Annotated in this window: 9 protein-coding genes; 7 read left to right on the top strand and 2 right to left on the bottom strand. The window is 44.9% G+C overall.

The genetic code is table 11. The annotated features are described in order from the left end of the window. Positions 1–7: 7 nt before the first annotated feature. From J7I42_RS27385 to J7I42_RS27400, 4 genes are all read left to right on the top strand, one after another. Entirely contained in the window at positions 8–1,753 is a 1,746-nt protein-coding gene (locus J7I42_RS27385; protein WP_209142212.1) for a RagB/SusD family nutrient uptake outer membrane protein, read from the top strand. 165 nt (positions 1,754–1,918) lie between these two features. Then, positions 1,919–3,073 carry an RHS repeat domain-containing protein gene (locus tag J7I42_RS27390; protein WP_209142214.1) on the top strand — a complete coding sequence of 385 codons (1,155 nt, stop codon included), beginning with the start codon at positions 1,919–1,921 and terminating at the stop codon, positions 3,071–3,073. Positions 3,074–3,079: 6 nt separating this feature from the next. After that, positions 3,080–3,655, top strand: a complete 576-nt coding sequence (locus tag J7I42_RS27395; RefSeq protein WP_209142216.1) for a hypothetical protein — start codon at positions 3,080–3,082, stop codon at positions 3,653–3,655. A gap of 215 nt (positions 3,656–3,870) precedes the next feature. Next, positions 3,871–4,287: a hypothetical protein gene (locus J7I42_RS27400; protein WP_209142217.1), complete on the top strand. Its 417-nt coding sequence runs from the start codon at positions 3,871–3,873 to the stop codon at positions 4,285–4,287. A 1,214-nt stretch (positions 4,288–5,501) separates the two neighbouring features. Here the strand turns inward: J7I42_RS27400 and J7I42_RS27405 are convergent. Next, positions 5,502–6,446 carry a tetratricopeptide repeat protein gene (locus J7I42_RS27405; RefSeq protein WP_209142219.1) on the bottom strand — a complete coding sequence of 315 codons (945 nt, stop codon included), beginning with the start codon at positions 6,444–6,446 and terminating at the stop codon, positions 5,502–5,504. Between the two features lie 49 nt (positions 6,447–6,495). Here J7I42_RS27405 and J7I42_RS27410 point away from each other — a divergent pair, with 49 nt between their 5' ends. The 3 genes from J7I42_RS27410 to J7I42_RS27420 all read left to right on the top strand — a co-directional run bounded on the left by J7I42_RS27410 (position 6,496) and on the right by J7I42_RS27420 (position 14,311). Continuing rightward, complete coding sequence (locus tag J7I42_RS27410; RefSeq protein WP_209142221.1) at positions 6,496–6,642, top strand: hypothetical protein; 147 nt, start codon at positions 6,496–6,498, stop codon at positions 6,640–6,642. Positions 6,643–7,649: 1,007 nt separating this feature from the next. After that, a complete protein-coding gene (locus J7I42_RS27415; protein ID WP_209142223.1) occupies positions 7,650–10,481 on the top strand; it encodes a glycoside hydrolase family 95 protein in 2,832 nt (943 codons plus the stop codon). A gap of 281 nt (positions 10,482–10,762) precedes the next feature. After that, entirely contained in the window at positions 10,763–14,311 is a 3,549-nt protein-coding gene (locus tag J7I42_RS27420; RefSeq protein WP_209142225.1) for a malectin domain-containing carbohydrate-binding protein, read from the top strand. A 334-nt stretch (positions 14,312–14,645) separates the two neighbouring features. On the opposite strand, the gene J7I42_RS27425 is transcribed toward J7I42_RS27420, so the two are convergent. After that, entirely contained in the window at positions 14,646–16,067 is a 1,422-nt protein-coding gene (locus J7I42_RS27425; protein ID WP_209142227.1) for a hypothetical protein, read from the bottom strand. Positions 16,068–16,230: the final 163 nt, after the last annotated feature.

The following is a 16,230-nucleotide window of genomic DNA, read 5'->3' on the forward strand; positions in this document are numbered from 1 at the left end:
TTAAATAATGAAAAGACTTCGCAATATATCATGGGGCACTGCAGCATTGGTTGCAGTTTCTCTGACCTCTTGTAATAAACAGCTGGAAGAATATAATCCAGGGGGGGCCACTGCCGATGCGGTTTGGGGTACACCTCAGGGCTTTGTAACTGCTGTAAATGCAGCTTATCAGTCACAACGGTATTGGTATGGAAAGGAAGATGGCGTATTTATGTCAGAAACCGGAACCGATATCTGGATAAACCAGTCACAAAAAACATATGCTAACCAGGTAAGCCAGTATAACGGTCTTACAGGTTCGTATGGATATATTAACAATACCTGGAAGAATTGGTGGATCGGTGTAAACCAGGCTAATGCTGGTATCGGTCGTATCGATGATGCCGGATTTACAGATGTAAAAGAAAAGAACAAACGCCTGGCTGAATTGCGCTTCATACGGGCGTTTTACTACTGGCATATCGTAGAGACCTGGGGGAACGTAATGCTGAGAACGAAAGAAATAACAGAATACGAGAACACTGCAGAAAGAAGTACTTTCAAAGATATTTACGATCTTATTTTCAGTGACCTGGAATTCGCGAAAGACAACCTGCCAAACGACTGGGGTGCTGAATACAGCCGTGCTACTAAAAAGTCTGCTTTAGGTATGTTGGCTAGAGCTTATTTAAGCCGTGGTTATTATCCGGACGCAAATGCTACCGAGTGTTTTACCAAAGCAAGGGATTATGCAAAAGATGTAATTGACAATAAAGGCACTTATGGCGTTGATCTGTATCTTACTCCTGCTGATCTTTGGAAACCGGAGAATAACAAAAAGAATAAGGAAGCTTTATACATCATCAGTAACAGTGCAGCCTCTACCGCTTATAACTATGATAAAGACGGTAACAAGGAACATCAGTATTTCCTGGCTAACTACAGTACCAGCCGTCCGGGTTTGAAAGCCACTAAGGAATATGGAAGAGATGGTGGCCGTCTGTTGATGCCAACCAAATACCTGCTGAAATTGTTTGAACCAGGTGATTTAAGGTATGATGCTACTTTCCAGGAAAAATGGTATAACAACGTAGATACAGCTTTCCAGTGGTGGGACCCTGCTAATAAGAATTATCAGTCATTGTATAAACTGAATAACAATAAAGATATCTCAGTTTATAATAATCACCTCACCATTGAACCTAAAGCATTGGCGTTGTGGATCTCAAGAGATCCAATTCCTAATAAGGCAACAGTAAATTATGTTGCTTATGATATCGATGATATTTATAATGCTACTACTGGCAAGAGCAAGGACCCTAACGGAAGCTATCCTGCTTTGAAAAAGTTAATGGATCCCCTGCGTTCAACTGATGTAACTTCTCAGTATGGTACTAATGATATTCTTGTAATTCGACTGGCTGAAATGTACATGGTTGCCGGTGAAGCAGAATACAAGTTAAATAATGCTGCTACTGCTGCTGATCTGTTTAATAAGGTCAGACAAAGAGCTGGAGCAACAGATATCACTGGCGCTCAAATTACCCCAGGCTGGATATTGGATGAAAGAGCACGTGAATTCTGCGGCGAGCACATGCGCTGGTTCGATCTGAAACGTATTCTGAGAGGTGATGAGTGGGCTCAATATATCATAAATAGAAACCCGGATATTACGCTGATTAAAGCTAACCATTGGCTGCGTCCTATTTCACAAACCGAATTGAATGGTTTGGTCAATGCTATTGACTTTGGTCAGAACCAGGGTTACAACTAATAAAAAATGGTTTAAAGTAGTTATGATCTGGTAACCTTTAAGTCATGTAAGAAGAAAGTCCCCCGAGATGTCGGGGGACTTTCTTGTTTTAGGGAGGGGTGTGGTGCGCAGTTAACGGGGAATTTTGACCGGGTAGGAGCTGCTGATAGTATCAAAGACCATCATTTGTCAGTAATTGACATTGCCAGGAATGGTTATCTTTATGTGTACGTAAGCAATGAAAGTTCGGTTAGAGTGTTCTTTGATAACCTGCAAGTTATTCATACAAGGGGGCCCTTGCTGGAAGAAACACATTATTATCCTTTTGGGTTAACGATGGCGGGGATAAGTTCGAAGGCGTTAGGTGGCCCGGAAAATAAATATAAATACAATGGTAAGGAGAAGCAGGAGAAAGAATTTAGCGATGGTAGTGGATTGGAATGGTATGATTATGGAGCGAGGATGTATGATGCCCAGATAGGAAGATGGAATAAAACAGATAATAAAGCAGAATTATATTTTGCAACTTCTCCATACGTCTATGCACTTAATCAACCTACTAATGCTTTAGATCCAGATGGAAACCTTGTGATTTTTGTAAATGGTAACCATTTTGGTTTCGGCTCTCCCGGGGCGTCTTATTGGAGAACTACAGAGAAAACTGTAATTGGATATGAACCTAATAGAGGTAGTTTTGGTACCTGGTATAAACCAATTTACAATAAAGTGGTAAACAATTTTGATGAAAAAGTTATGGACCAGCTACAAGATCATCATGCAAGATATTATGATGGAGCTCTTGGTGGTTGGCAACCTCTTGGTATAGCGGGTTATGGCCTAGTGGCATCTTCGGCAAAAGGTAGAAGCTATATGGGTTATTTAAAGGGGCAAAAAGATGCAGCTGAAATTATTGCCAGTTTAGCACGTGATAAAAATGGTAATATAATTGAAACTATAAAAATTATTACCCATAGTATGGGTGGAGCATATGGAAGTGGATTTGTTCGTGCTCTAAAAGAATATATAAAAACGTTACCGATTGAACAGCAAAAACAAATAAAAATAACACTAATTGCGGATTTTGATCCTTATGAAGGTGCGAGTATTAACGCTGACCCAGATATAAAAACCGAACAATTTAAACATGCAGGCAAGCATAATGCTTTAGGGATGGGTTGGTTGGCAAACGAAGATGAAAAAGGTTTGCCTGAGGAAAACATCCATACAAATACAGGAACCAGTACAGATCATTCCATATTTACCTTTTTTAATGATATTAGTACTTTATCTGAAGGGAAGTATAAGTGGGACGAGTATAATCAAACTTGGATTAAACAATAAGTTATTATGAAACATGAGTCTGTGTTAAGCTTATTTTTATTTATTTATTTATTGTTGTTTTGCATGTGCTCTGGGAAAGATAGTAAAATAATAACACCCGATAAATTCATCAATAATGTGGTTGTTAATAAAGATGATTATTTAAAAGACAGTTTATTGATTTGTGAGCGGCTTAAAATTGATTTGTTAAATCATGAACGTTTTTTTAATAATACTGCTTATTTTGAGATGACAGAAATTATCATTGATACCATTATTTATTACGGCGATTTAAAAAAAATGGCAGCCTTTATAATTGTTAAAAATCCAAGTTACAGGCAATTGTATCCAGATAAAACGCATAGATGGTATTATGAAGGTACCAGTTACTTAGGTAAAAAAATGGGAGACTCGTTATCCTTGAGTTGGATTGGTCCGAGTTTTTCAAACTCGATTAATAAAGCTGAATTGTCAAAGATTCTTAGAGATTATTATTTTATGGAGTATGCAACAATGGATGCCTCTGAGCCAACGGGATGTAAGTATAATCTAAATGATATGCGCTTTGGAGATTGCGTTGTTAATTCATTCAAAAATAAATAGTAAAATATAATTGCTGGACTGAGATAAAAAGCAGTCTTTATAGATGTCCTATGGGGTATGTAACAAAAAGAGGTTTTTTATTTCCAGGTTGTAAAGGATATGGATTATCATGAAATTTATTGATGTATTTTGTTTATACTGAAATCAAGGCCCTCAATTAATCGAGGGCCTTGGTATTTTTATATATTAGTAGACAATTACAACATCTACCCCCAATGCGAAAAAAGGTCTGGTTATTTATAGCGGCGTTATTCCTGGGCTTAACTGCCTATGTGATCTATCTTGAATGGGTAGGGCCATTTAAAAGAAAGCAAAACTTTGCGGTCACAAAAGGAAATATAGTGGGCGTAAGTCCGGATATAATGAATGGCAGTTATTCAGCCGATATTAACTACAAAATACTGGTTAATGGTAAAGAGATTACCCGCCTCACACGGATCACTTATGAAAAGTCCAATGTATTATTTATGTTATTCAATAAAAATATGGACGTGGTATATGAAAAGGACGATCCCGGGAATTGTGAATTATTACTAACCAGAAATAGTTACCGGGAATACAACTTGCTTCCAGCTAAAGATGTTTTACGGGTGTTAGAGGAACTGGAAGCAGCCTGTGGTGCTATTCATTAAAGTTGGATGTAGAATAAAAAAAAAGCCTCCCCGTCGGGAGGCTGCACTAATCAAATACCATTAACCATTAAACCTTATCCTATGCATGCAAGGTAATAAAAAGTATAAATAAGTTTATTTTTTTTGACCACAATCTATTATAGATTAGTGGTTTGTTGATTCGGATCATCTATTGCACAAAAAAAAATGTTGGCGCTTGCAATCTTCAAAACGGCTTATTAATTTTAAACATAGAAGGCTTTCCCATATCCTTTCTGCCATTAACATAGCCTCCCCTGGTAATCACCTCCAATATCTTTATTAACTAAGATTTATCCCAATAATCCCTGGAAGACCATTCGTATTTTCTATTTCGTCACCCTTGAATTAAACTGTATGAAAACGAATGGTACCCTAGTTAATGAGCTTAATAATGTTACAGCCGGAAACTATATAATACTGTTATGCATGGATAACATGCAGCTCAATCAAAAAGTAATAAAACTGTAAGCGGGGCTGATTTGCTGTAATAACCAACCCTGGGTTTAAAATTGAGCCTGGGGAATTGGTTATGGTAGTGAAACAGAGACGGATCTGAAAAGAATGGCCTGTAACGTCGCAGGAGGCGATTCTGGCCCTTGTTTTGGTTTTTTGATGTTCTGGGTTCTTTGATGAGGCCGAAGTCGTTTTAAGGCAAATTACGGCGCCGATGCTACCAGGGTCGGTGTTATTCTACACTTGAGTGGTTGAGGAGTCCTGTCAGTGCGATAGAAAGAGCTAGTGACATCCCTGTCAGATTCTCTCCAGATATACTAAAACAGGCCATTTCCCCGGCCATAATCCCATCGGAATCCCATCCGAATGCCATAGGCTATGGGATTCGGATGGCATATGTATGGCATCCCAAAGGCATTTTCTTCGGGTCTGCACCGTATCTGCCCTATATATTGCTTGGGTCACGTTCGGCTTTTCCCAAAGAAAACACGCTGTTTCCCTTAGAGAGACCCGAACAAATCCCGAACAAAAATGAGTGAGCATGCTATTAAAAAGTTGTATTTCAGCTATGTATAACCTTTAGGCAGGAACGTGTGAATCGTATGTTGCTGATAGTCAATTATTACTGTGCTCTTCTCACTCACGTTACAGGTACAAGCGAACGGATGAGCCATTTTAGGAAAGCCCCTGGTCTTTACAGATCTTTTTCCCAATCATCCCTTAATCCCAGCAATCCCAGTTCAGACCTCTATCCGTTGCAATCCCGGGTCATGAGGGTCCCACTGATTGGCTTTCATCGTTTCTTCGAGCCAGCGGTTGTCGTTAGGCATATTGCCTGCCATGCCCAGCTGATTGATCAAATGCCAGCTGTTGATCACGGCTTCCTTAAACCAGGGCATTTCTTTGGCGAGTGTAAACAACTTTACCAATCCCTTTACGGTTTCTTGCTGCTTTATCAAATAATACGCGAATTGCGCCCTGAAGTGCGGACTGTAATAAAATTCATCATTGGCCCAGTTCCAGGTGTCGATGGTAGTATCGGGATGGCTTTGTAACCAGTCGAGCGCATAGAAGGGCGAGGGCAGGATGTTCCCTTCAAACCCTACCAGTTGGGCAAATGAAAGAGAGGTAGCGTTTGTTTTGGGCAGGCGGTCCTGTAAGATCTCATTGTATAAAGCATGGGCGTCTTCAAATTTACCCAGCGCATGATAAACATCTGCCAGTACCATTTTTGCCCTGTCGTTCGTCATTTCGAGTGATAATGCTTTAAGGGCATTGGCCTCCGCATCTGGATAGCTGGTTAAAACAAGGTTCGCTTTTGCCACCGCTGCCCAATAATTTGAATTGCCTTTGTCGGTTGCATCGGCATGGGTAGTGGCCGCTTCCAAAGCCCGCTGCGGGTAACGGTCATCGGTAAACCGTTCAATGATTTGCCATAATTGCAGGTCATTCCCCATAAAACCATCCAGCACGGAATAAATGATGCCGCGTCTGTCTGGTAACGACTGCACCGTTTGCCAGTTGGCAAAGGCCTCGGGAAATGCTTCTGCAAACAGCATCACTTCGTTTGTTTCCTTGTTCCGCATTTTCAGGCCCACATCAACGCCGGGTTTGGAAAGATACCGGGAAATGGCTGCCTGAAATTCCTTTTCAAAAATAGCTTCGGGGGCTTGCTCCATGCTCATAGCTTATCTGGTTTGTATATCTGCGCCAAAGTAAGGGAAATTACCTGATATGGGGAGAAGGGCAAACGGCAGACGGCAGACGGCAGACGGCAAACGGCAGACGGCAGAAGGCAAACGGCAGACGGCAGAAGGCAAACGGCAGACGGCAAACGGCAGACGAGGCAATGGGGAATGGGCAATAGGCAATGGGCAATAGGCAGTAGGGATGGGCAGTGGGTTATCGTGAAACGGCAAACGGCAGACGGCAGACGAGGCAATGGTGAATGGGCAATAGGCAGTAGGGATGGGCAGTGGGTTATCGTGAAACGGCAGACGGCAAACGGCAAACGGCAGACGGCAGACGAGGCAATGGGGAATGGGCAATAGGCAATGGGCAATAGGCAAACTATTAGGCGGGCTTGGTACTACTATCAGCTTCGTTGTGTCACTCACTTGTACGTCTGGTTCACTATTCAGCATGTCAGTTGTGAGTTGTGAGTGCCCGCCCGACTGAACGTCGTTCGGGCGGGGGCTCGCGAACCGGCCAACTAGTCAACTGTATCAACCAGCCACTTTTATCCAGGATCTACCTGCCTTAAACCTGTTAACTGGTCAACTTGTAAACTAAATCCCTATGTCAAAGAGCTGTAAACGCGAATACTATACAAAGGTAAACGCATTTATTGGTATATACATAACAGGGATGTCTAGGTGCGTCTACAATGGCCTGTGTTTCCGATTTATGTCTACAATGGTCTATAAGTGTCTTGCCTGGTTATAGGGAAAGCAGGCCATTGACTGGTATGGCGCCGGTATTGTGCCGGTAATGCTGTGGACAATGTTCGGAAGTTGTTCGGACTCTCCCTGGGAAGGTTCGGATGTCCCCGAGGGAAATCCGAACAAAGTCCGAACAAAGTTGCCGTCAAACCCAGTTCTGTACCGGAGCGATACCATACATCGGATAAACAAAGCAATCAATACCGGCACCATCCCCATTTCCCTGCCAACAATAGAAACCTACGAACTTTAGAAATAACGAATTAAAAAACTGTATTCCTGGTTAACTGGTCAACCGGTCAACTTGTTAACTCAACCTGTATTTGTCTTTTTGACATTTTAACTAAAACATTGAACTTTAAACCTTCAACTTTCAACTACTAAAAGTGCAAAACTTGCAACTTGATCGTATCTTGTTCCGTCTTTATACTTATATACCAGTTATCTATGTACCTGAAATCATTGCTTCGATGTTCTCTGTTGTTAACGGTTGTTAGTCCCTTTTCGGGGGCCTATGCGCAAAAACAGCCGCTCCGCTTATGGTATCAGCAACCCGCTGCTGCCTGGACGGATGCCCTGCCGCTTGGCAATGGCCGCCTCGGTGCTATGGTGTTTGGGGGAGTAGGGGTAGACCATTTACAACTGAATGAGGAAACCCTGTGGAGCGGACGTCCGCGTGCTTATTCCCATCCTGGCGCGGCGCAATACCTGCAACCCATTCGCCAGTTACTGGCCGAGGGTAAACAGGCGGAAGCAGAAGCAATGGGCGAGAAATATTTTATGGGCCTGAAAGACCCAGATGACAGCGCTTATCAATTACAGAAAGCCGACTGGTTTAAATCGGTGATCTCGCAAACAGCGCCGGCCGCCGTTGATTATAACGACAATAACTGGCCAACCATGCAACTGCCAACACCCGAAGGGTGGGAGCGGGTTGGATTGGAAGGCACTGATGGTTCCCTTTGGTTCCGTACCACGTTCAATGTTCCGGCAAAATGGCTGGGTAAGGACCTGGTGCTCGATCTGGGCCGTATCCGCGATCTGGATCTCACCTATGTAAACGGACAATTAGTGGGTCACGATGAAGGCATCAGTAAAAAAAGAAAATATACCATTCCGGCTTCGGCATTAAAGGAAGGAAAAAATACCCTCGCTGTTCAGGTGATCAATTTCTTTGATAAAGGTGGTTTTATCGGGGTAAAGAGTACTGCCAGGACCCTGGTAGTATATCCTGAAGGTGGTGATGCAGACACCGTTTCATTGGGTAATACCTGGAAATATTTTATTCAGAACGATACCCCACCGGCACTGCCGCGTTATGAGGCCGACTACCTGCCATTTGGGGACCTGTATTTCCGTTTTGCCCATGGGAACAACAGCAGGGATTATAAACGTTCCCTCGATCTGGACAGTGCCCTCGCCAAAATTTCCTATTCCGTAAATGGCGTTTCCTATAACCGCGAATATTTTATCAGCGCTCCGCATCAATGTGTGGTGATGCATCTGACTGCCAGCAAACCCGGCGCGTTGTCGTTACAGGCGGTGCTGAATACGCCTCATAAAAAATACATTGTACAAAAAATTGATGATCATACGCTCTCATTGTCGCTGGAGGTAAGCAATGGTGTGTTAAAAGCTGCTGGCTATTTGTATGCTACGGCTACCGGTGGCAAGTTAACGGTGAGTGATACCGCCATCAATCTGCAACAGGCTACCGAAGCCAGCTTTTACCTGGTAGCCGCTACCAGTTTCAAAAATTATAAAGAGGTGTCGGGCGATCCGGTGGCTGTCTGTAAAGCGGCCCTGTCGCGTGTTAAAGGCGTTCCTTACAATGCCATCAGGGCGGCACATGTAAGTGAATACCGCAAATTGTTTTCAACTTTTAGTTTTACGGTTCCGGCTGGAAAAAATAGTGACCTGCCTACTAATGAACGCATCCGGCAATTCAATATGAAGGACGATGCTTCGCTGGTGCCCACTTTTTTAATGTACAGTCGTTACCTGTTGATTGCTTCTTCCCGCCCGGGAACACAACCTGCCAATTTGCAGGGGATCTGGAACGATCTGTTAACTCCCCCCTGGGGCAGTAAGTATACGACCAACATCAACCTGCAAATGAATTACTGGACTGCCGAAGTGTTGAACCTTTCTTCCTGTACGCAGCCTTTATTTAAAATGATAAACGAACTGGCCGTGGCCGGTCATCAAACAGCAAAAGATCACTATGATGCGCCGGGTTGGGTACTCCATCACAATACCGATCTGTGGCGGGGCACCGCGCCTATCAATGCGAGTAACCACGGTATTTGGGTTACCGGCGCAGCCTGGTTGTGTTTACATATTTGGGAACATTTCTTATATACCCAGGATACCGCTTTTCTGCGGGTGCAATATCCTAACCTGCAGGGTGCCGCGCAGTTCTTCGAAAAGTTCCTGGTAAAAGACCCTAAAAGCGGTTATCTCATCAGCACGCCTTCCAATTCACCGGAGCATGGTGGATTGGTGGCTGGTCCAACCATGGATCACCAAATTATCAGAGAGTTGTTCCGGAATTGCAGTGCCGCCGCCGCTGTGCTGAAAACAGATGCTGCTTTTGCTGAAAGGCTGAATACGCTGATCCCGCAAATTGCCCCTAACAAAATTGGTAAACACAATCAATTACAGGAGTGGATGGAAGATGTTGATGATGTAAATGATCAACACCGCCATATTTCTCATTTATGGGGCGTGTTCCCCGGTTCTGATATAACCTGGAAAGATTCTGCCATGATGAAAGCGGCCCGCCAGTCGTTGATCTATCGGGGCGATGGGGGCACCGGCTGGAGTCTTGCCTGGAAAGTGAACGTATGGGCCCGGTTTAAAGAGGGGGATCATGCCTTGTTGATGATCAAGAACCTGTTCACTCCGGCCATCGATGATAATGGCCGCGAAAGAGGTGGCGTATATAATAACCTGTTCGATGCGCATCCGCCCTTCCAGATAGATGGTAATTTTGGCGGCTCTTCGGGTATTGCTGAAATGATCATTCAAAGCCATACCGGTGTTATTGAGCTGTTGCCTGCCTTGCCATCCGAATTGCCCGACGGCGAAGTAAAAGGCATTTGCGCCCGTGGTGGTTTTGTGCTGGATATAACCTGGAAACAGGGGAAATTACATCAGGTAAAACTGGTTTCTAAGAATGGAAATACGTGTCGACTGAAATATGGCGCTCAGGAAATAGAAGTGGTTACTAAGAAAAATGGTACTTATGTGTTTGATAGTGGCCTGAATAGGCAATAGGCAATCGTGAAACGGCAGACGGCAGACGGCAGAAGGCAGAAGGCAGAGGGCAGAGGGCAGAAAGCCTCTGCGCGGCAACGGATTGTTCTTCGCTGCGCTCAGGCCCGTTAATCGGCAGGTATTGTCGTTTAGTTAATGCTTGTTTTAATGGATCCCCTCCTGGGATGGGTAGGGGTGGGTCTGCACGTTGCGGCCTCACGATGCATCGGGAGGATTTAGCTATGCCTAATGGCTGCCTGGCGCAAGCGCTTAACAAACGCGAAACAGCAAAAATGAATATGATGGTTCGAAACATAATAAAAGATCTTCTTGTTCTCTTTTCGGTATTGTGCGTATTGCAGGCCTCGGGCCAACGCAGGGATGTTTTGTTGAATAGTAACTGGCTATCCATTGCGAATGATACCAATCAGCATGCGTTTGATGGGTTTGAGAATCCGGCGTACAAAACAACAGGCTGGCAGCCGGTCAATGTGCCGCACAACTGGGATGCGTACGAAGGCTATCGCCGTTTATTACATGGCAACCGCCATGGGTATGCCTGGTATAGCAGAACATTTACAGTAGCCCAAAAAGAAAAAGGCAAACGTTATTTTTTATGGTTTGAAGGAGTGGGCTCGTTTGCAACTGTATGGGTGAATGGTAAAAAAGCAGGTGAACATGCCGGTGGCAGAACTACTTTTACGCTTGATATTACTGACCTGCTCATTGATAATAACAAACCGAATCTGTTAGCAGTCCGGGCAGATCATCCGGCCAATATTCAAACCCTGCCCTGGGTTTGTGGCGGCTGTTCCGATGAACGCGGATTTAGTGAAGGGTCCCAACCCATGGGAATTTTTCGTCCGGTCCATTTGATAACCACCAATGCTATTCGGGTAGAACCGTTTGGGGTGCACATCTGGAACGATACAGCGGTGTCGGAAAAGTCGGCCCTGTTGCGCCTGGCTACAACGGTTAAGAATTACAGCGATAAACCGGTTGCTTTTACTATCCGTCAACGCCTGATGAACAAGGCGAAACAGCCGGTGGTTTCAATAGCCACTAACAGTACGCTGCAACCGGGCGCTGTGGTAGAAATACCGCAGCAATTGCCTGTGATAAAGGCACCGCGTCTGTGGTCATTGAGCGATCCCTATTGTTACACGCTGGTAACGGAGGTATTGCAAAATGGAAAAGTAATTGATGCCACAGAAACGGCCTATGGCATCCGGTGGATCAGCTGGCCGGTGGGCAGTAGCGGTACTTCCAAACAATTCTTCCTGAATGGAAAACCGGTCTTCATCAATGGTATTGCCGAATACGAGCACCTGATGGGCGGCGGTCATGCTTTTAGCGATGCCGAAGTAAGCGCCCGCGTGCAGCAAATAAAAGCAGTTGGCTTCAATGCCTTCCGCGATGCGCACCAGCCGCATAACCTGCGCTATCAACACCTGCTCGATAGTATGGGGCTGCTTTGGTGGACGCAACTCTCCGCCCACGTATGGTACAACACGCCCGAGTTTAAAAATAACTTTAAAGCATTGTTGAAAGAATGGGTGATAGAACGGCGCAACAGTCCTTCCCTGGTTTTGTGGGGTTTGCAAAATGAAAGCAAGATCCCTGAAGATTTTGCGCGCGAGTGCACGGAGTTGATCCGGGAACTGGACCCCACTGCTTCTGCACAACGGAAAGTTACCACCTGCAATGGCGGTGAAGGGACTGACTGGGATGTGCCCCAGAACTGGACAGGTACCTATGGCGGTAATCCCGCTGCTTATGGCAGTGATGTGGTCCGGCAGCAATTGATAGGGGAGTATGGCGCCTGGCGCACGCTCGATCTGCATACCGAAGGCGGTTTTGTGCAGAACGGGACCCTGAGTGAAGACCGCATGACCCAGCTGATGGAAACAAAAGTTCGGTTGGCCGAGTCGGTGAAAGACAGCACCTGCGGTCAATTCTTCTGGATCTATACTTCGCACGACAACCCCGGCCGCGTGCAGAGTGGGGAAGGGTTACGTGAACTCGATCGCATTGGCCCCGTGAATTACAAAGGATTGTTAACGCCCTGGGAAGAACCCCTGGATGTGTTCTATATGTACCGCGCCAACTATGCACCCAGGGAAACCTCCCCTATGGTGTATATCGTTTCGCATACCTGGCCCGGTCGCTGGATAAGCCCCGGGAAGAAGGATGGGATAGTAGTATATTCCAATTGTGATGAAGTGGAATTGTTCAATGATGTAAATAATGAATCCTTAGGCAAACGCAAAAGAAATGGCATCGGCACCCATTTTCAATGGGATGAGGTGGATATAAAATACAATGTATTGTATGCAGTAGGTTATGTGAATGGAAAGCAAGTGACACGCGATGTTATTGTGTTACAGCACCTGCCCATGTCGCCTCATTTCTCCTCGTTGTATGAAGAGACTTCTTCTCCATACAATGGGAAATTAGGGTTGCTGATATCGCCTGCATTGGGGCAGAACTATTTATACCGGGTGAATTGCGGTGGTCCCGATTACAAAGATAGTCAGGGTAATACCTGGCTGGCTGATCGCGAGAAAAAATCAGCCAATACCTGGGGCTCTGTTAGCTGGACAAAACAATTCCCCGGCATGCCTGCCTTTTATGCCAGTCAGCGCCAGAGTAACGATCCCATTCCATACACAAAAGATGAGCCGTTGTTGCAAACATTCCGCTATGGTTTGCAACAGTTGCGATATGAGTTTCCGGTACCTGATGGAGATTACCTCGTTGAATTGTATTTTATAGAACCCTGGTGGTGCCGCGGCAATATGAATGCTAAAGGCTGGCGCATGTTTGATGTAGCCATCAATAATAAAACGGTGATCAAAAACCTGGATATCTGGTCAAGGGTAGGTAACCGTGCCCTGAAGGAGGTTGTACCTGTACATGTTACAGGCGGGCAATTAACGATCTCATTTCCGAACGTAGCAGTTGGACAGGCAGTTATTTCAGCCATTGCCATTTCTACAAAAGATCAACAGGTGAAAGCAGCAGCGCCTTCACCGTTATTGATCAGGGACCTGAATGTGGAGGACAAAAATTTAGCTAAAAAAATAAAGGTACAAACCTGGTTGAATACCGGCGATACACAATATTGCGATAGCAATGTAGCTGTTACGGCATTGCCACCAACGTTATACGGTGCAGAATTGATACAGATGCCTGTTAAGCAATCGTCAGATAAGGAGGAGGATTGGGCGTCATTTACCGTTACAGCTGATGCCGACGTATTCGTAGCCATGGATAGCAGTCTGCAACGGCCGTTTTGGTTGAAGACATATGAGGATACAAAAATGGTATTGCAGACTACGAAAGGTACCTATAAGCTGTTGCGCAAACGGTTTACTGCAAATGCTACCGTGACTATAAATGACCTGTATTCTGTGATCGTAACCCCCGTAACCACCCTGCAACCGCCCTTCGACCAAAAAGCAACCACCAGCTATAAAATGGACCAGGCGGTAACAAGCGGAGATGGAACTACCCGTCAAACCATCAATAAAAGAGAATCGGTTGTATTTACAAAACCAGCTGGTGGACAGGCTGATGTTACTATTAATACTGGAGTGGGAGATGTATATTCCATTACCTTCCGGTATTACAACCCTTCAACCGCAATACGCAAAGCAACCTGGCAGCTGATCCAGGCCGATGGCACTGTTTTGAAAACAGAAGCCATGGAATTTACCAATGCCCGCGAAGGGAAATGGAATTATTTTACCACTACCAGCGGCTCCATGATCAATGCCGGTAAATATACCGTACGCATAACCGCTACTGATGCGGAGGGTGTGGCTATTGGTGGTGTGGATGTGCAGTAGGGGAATACAAGTTTATGAGTTATTATGTTATTGAGTTATTAAGTTATTAAGTTGGACTGAAGGCGAGTTGATAGGGTTGATTGGAAGTTGACCAATTAACCAGTTGATCAGTTGACCAGGCAGAAGGCAGGGCCAAGACCTGTAAGGTTCGCCATCTGAGTCTGAACGTTCAGTGGGTTTAAGCGATCCTGACAGGTCTGGTTCGGCCAAAGGCGGACAAGCTCTTACAGGTCTTAATACATCGGAAAAAGATATAACGCAAAACGCTGAACTTATAATAAACGTTCAGCGTTTTGTATTAGTAACCCTAACTTACGAACCTAATAACTGCTACTTAAGAACGCGGTGTAACCAGGCTGTTCAAATACACCTCTAAATTCGTATATCCCTCACTATTAACCGCATTCCCGTCTTTTGGATCTTTGGGGTTCAGGTTATTCTCCTTCTCCCAGCTATCAGGTATGCCATCGCCATCGGAGTCTTTTAAAGGTTTGCCTTGTTTGTAAGTGGCCCAACCGCCAACAGCCATGGGGCTATCGATTATACCGGCCTTGCCAAATACCCCTTTGCCAGAAGCGATCTTATGTTGCACTTCATAAATAATGCGGATATCGGTTGAGTCACGTTGGGGCAGGGTAGCGCCGGCGCCCTCCAGTACAGCTTTAAAGGCTTCCTTAGCCACCTGGTTATTGGAGATGCGCATTACCGGAAAAACAGAATCAGATTTTGCCATGGCACGGCTGGCTTCAGGCAGCTCTGACAGATCAACCCCTTTCCAGTTATTTTGGGTGAGTTCTTTGTTGCCCGCCATATAATTGCCGGCGATAAACCATTCGCCTACCCGGTTATCAGGATTTTTAGCGTATAACGCATGCAGGAATTGCAGGGTGTCGGCTGTTGCTGGCCCGGGTTGATAATAGTTGTTTACGATATTCACCCGCGAAACACCACCGGGTATTTTTACATCACCGCCATAGCAGGCATTTTTGCTGCCCCAGTTATAATTAACATTGTCGCGGTAATCAACCAGCGCCATAGTATCATGTGCGCGGGCGCCATTAAAACGAACTGTGCGGTTGTTTAAATGCGCATACAGGTTATGGTGGAAAGATGCGTTTTGTCCGCCCCATACACCACCGTATGACCTGTGCCCTTTATGATGCCCTGCTTCATATAAACCTTCGCTTACAATACACCATTGAATGGTAATGTTTTTGGTGTCATAGGCCGCTACCACTTCTTCATTGGCCCAGCTGAATGAGCAATGGTCAACTATAATATCGTGACAGTTCTCTATATCCAGTCCATAAACGCCCAGCGAGTAAGTGCTTCCGGGTCTTGACCGGATATACCGGATAATGATGTTGCCGCGGTTGCCGCCTTTACCCGCCCCGTTGATTATAAAAGAATGTCCTTTCAAACAAATGCCATCACCCGGCGCTGTTTGTCCGGCAATGGTTATATTCGATCTTTTCAATACCAAAGGAGTTTCCAGATCAATGATGCCCGAAACCTGGAAAACAACAGTAAGGGGCTCTTCGGGAAATTCCGCCAGGGCCTGACGGAAACTGCCGGGGCCATCGTCGTGCAAATTGGTAACAACGGCCACTTTACCACCGCGGCCGCCGGTTGCATATTTGCCATAACCTTCGGCGCCGGGAAACGCAATTGTCTGGGCTTTTGTATTTTTAAATGCTGAAACAGCGAATAGTGCAATAAGGGTGATTTTTTTAGGGGTCTGGAAGAGATTTTTCATGACGGCTTATTTTGAGCGGAATTATATTGGGGTTAAAAGTAGTAAATAAGTCTTAGACGTCACGGAAAACAGTCTTCTTGCGATAAATGTATTCTCAACGCTTATATCTTTGCAAAAATTGATGTTGGTGCCAACTATTTTACGCCGGTACCCATCTACATTA

It is taken from the genome of Niastella soli, from assembly GCF_017742245.1.
Taxonomy (GTDB): Bacteria; Bacteroidota; Bacteroidia; order Chitinophagales; family Chitinophagaceae; genus Niastella; species Niastella soli.

Bases quoted from the DNA above. Each gene is read 5' to 3' on its own strand.
- J7I42_RS27385 (WP_209142212.1), top strand. From the start codon at position 8: ATGAAAAGACTTCGCAATATATCATGGGGCACTGCAGCATTGGTTGCA.
- J7I42_RS27395 (WP_209142216.1), top strand. From the start codon at position 3,080: ATGAAACATGAGTCTGTGTTAAGCTTATTTTTATTTATTTATTTATTG.
- J7I42_RS27400 (WP_209142217.1), top strand. From the start codon at position 3,871: ATGCGAAAAAAGGTCTGGTTATTTATAGCGGCGTTATTCCTGGGCTTA.
- J7I42_RS27405 (WP_209142219.1), bottom strand. From the start codon at position 6,446: ATGAGCATGGAGCAAGCCCCCGAAGCTATTTTTGAAAAGGAATTTCAG.
- J7I42_RS27410 (WP_209142221.1), top strand. From the start codon at position 6,496: ATGGGGAGAAGGGCAAACGGCAGACGGCAGACGGCAGACGGCAAACGG.
- J7I42_RS27415 (WP_209142223.1), top strand. From the start codon at position 7,650: ATGTACCTGAAATCATTGCTTCGATGTTCTCTGTTGTTAACGGTTGTT.
- J7I42_RS27420 (WP_209142225.1), top strand. From the start codon at position 10,763: ATGGTTCGAAACATAATAAAAGATCTTCTTGTTCTCTTTTCGGTATTG.
- J7I42_RS27425 (WP_209142227.1), bottom strand. From the start codon at position 16,067: ATGAAAAATCTCTTCCAGACCCCTAAAAAAATCACCCTTATTGCACTA.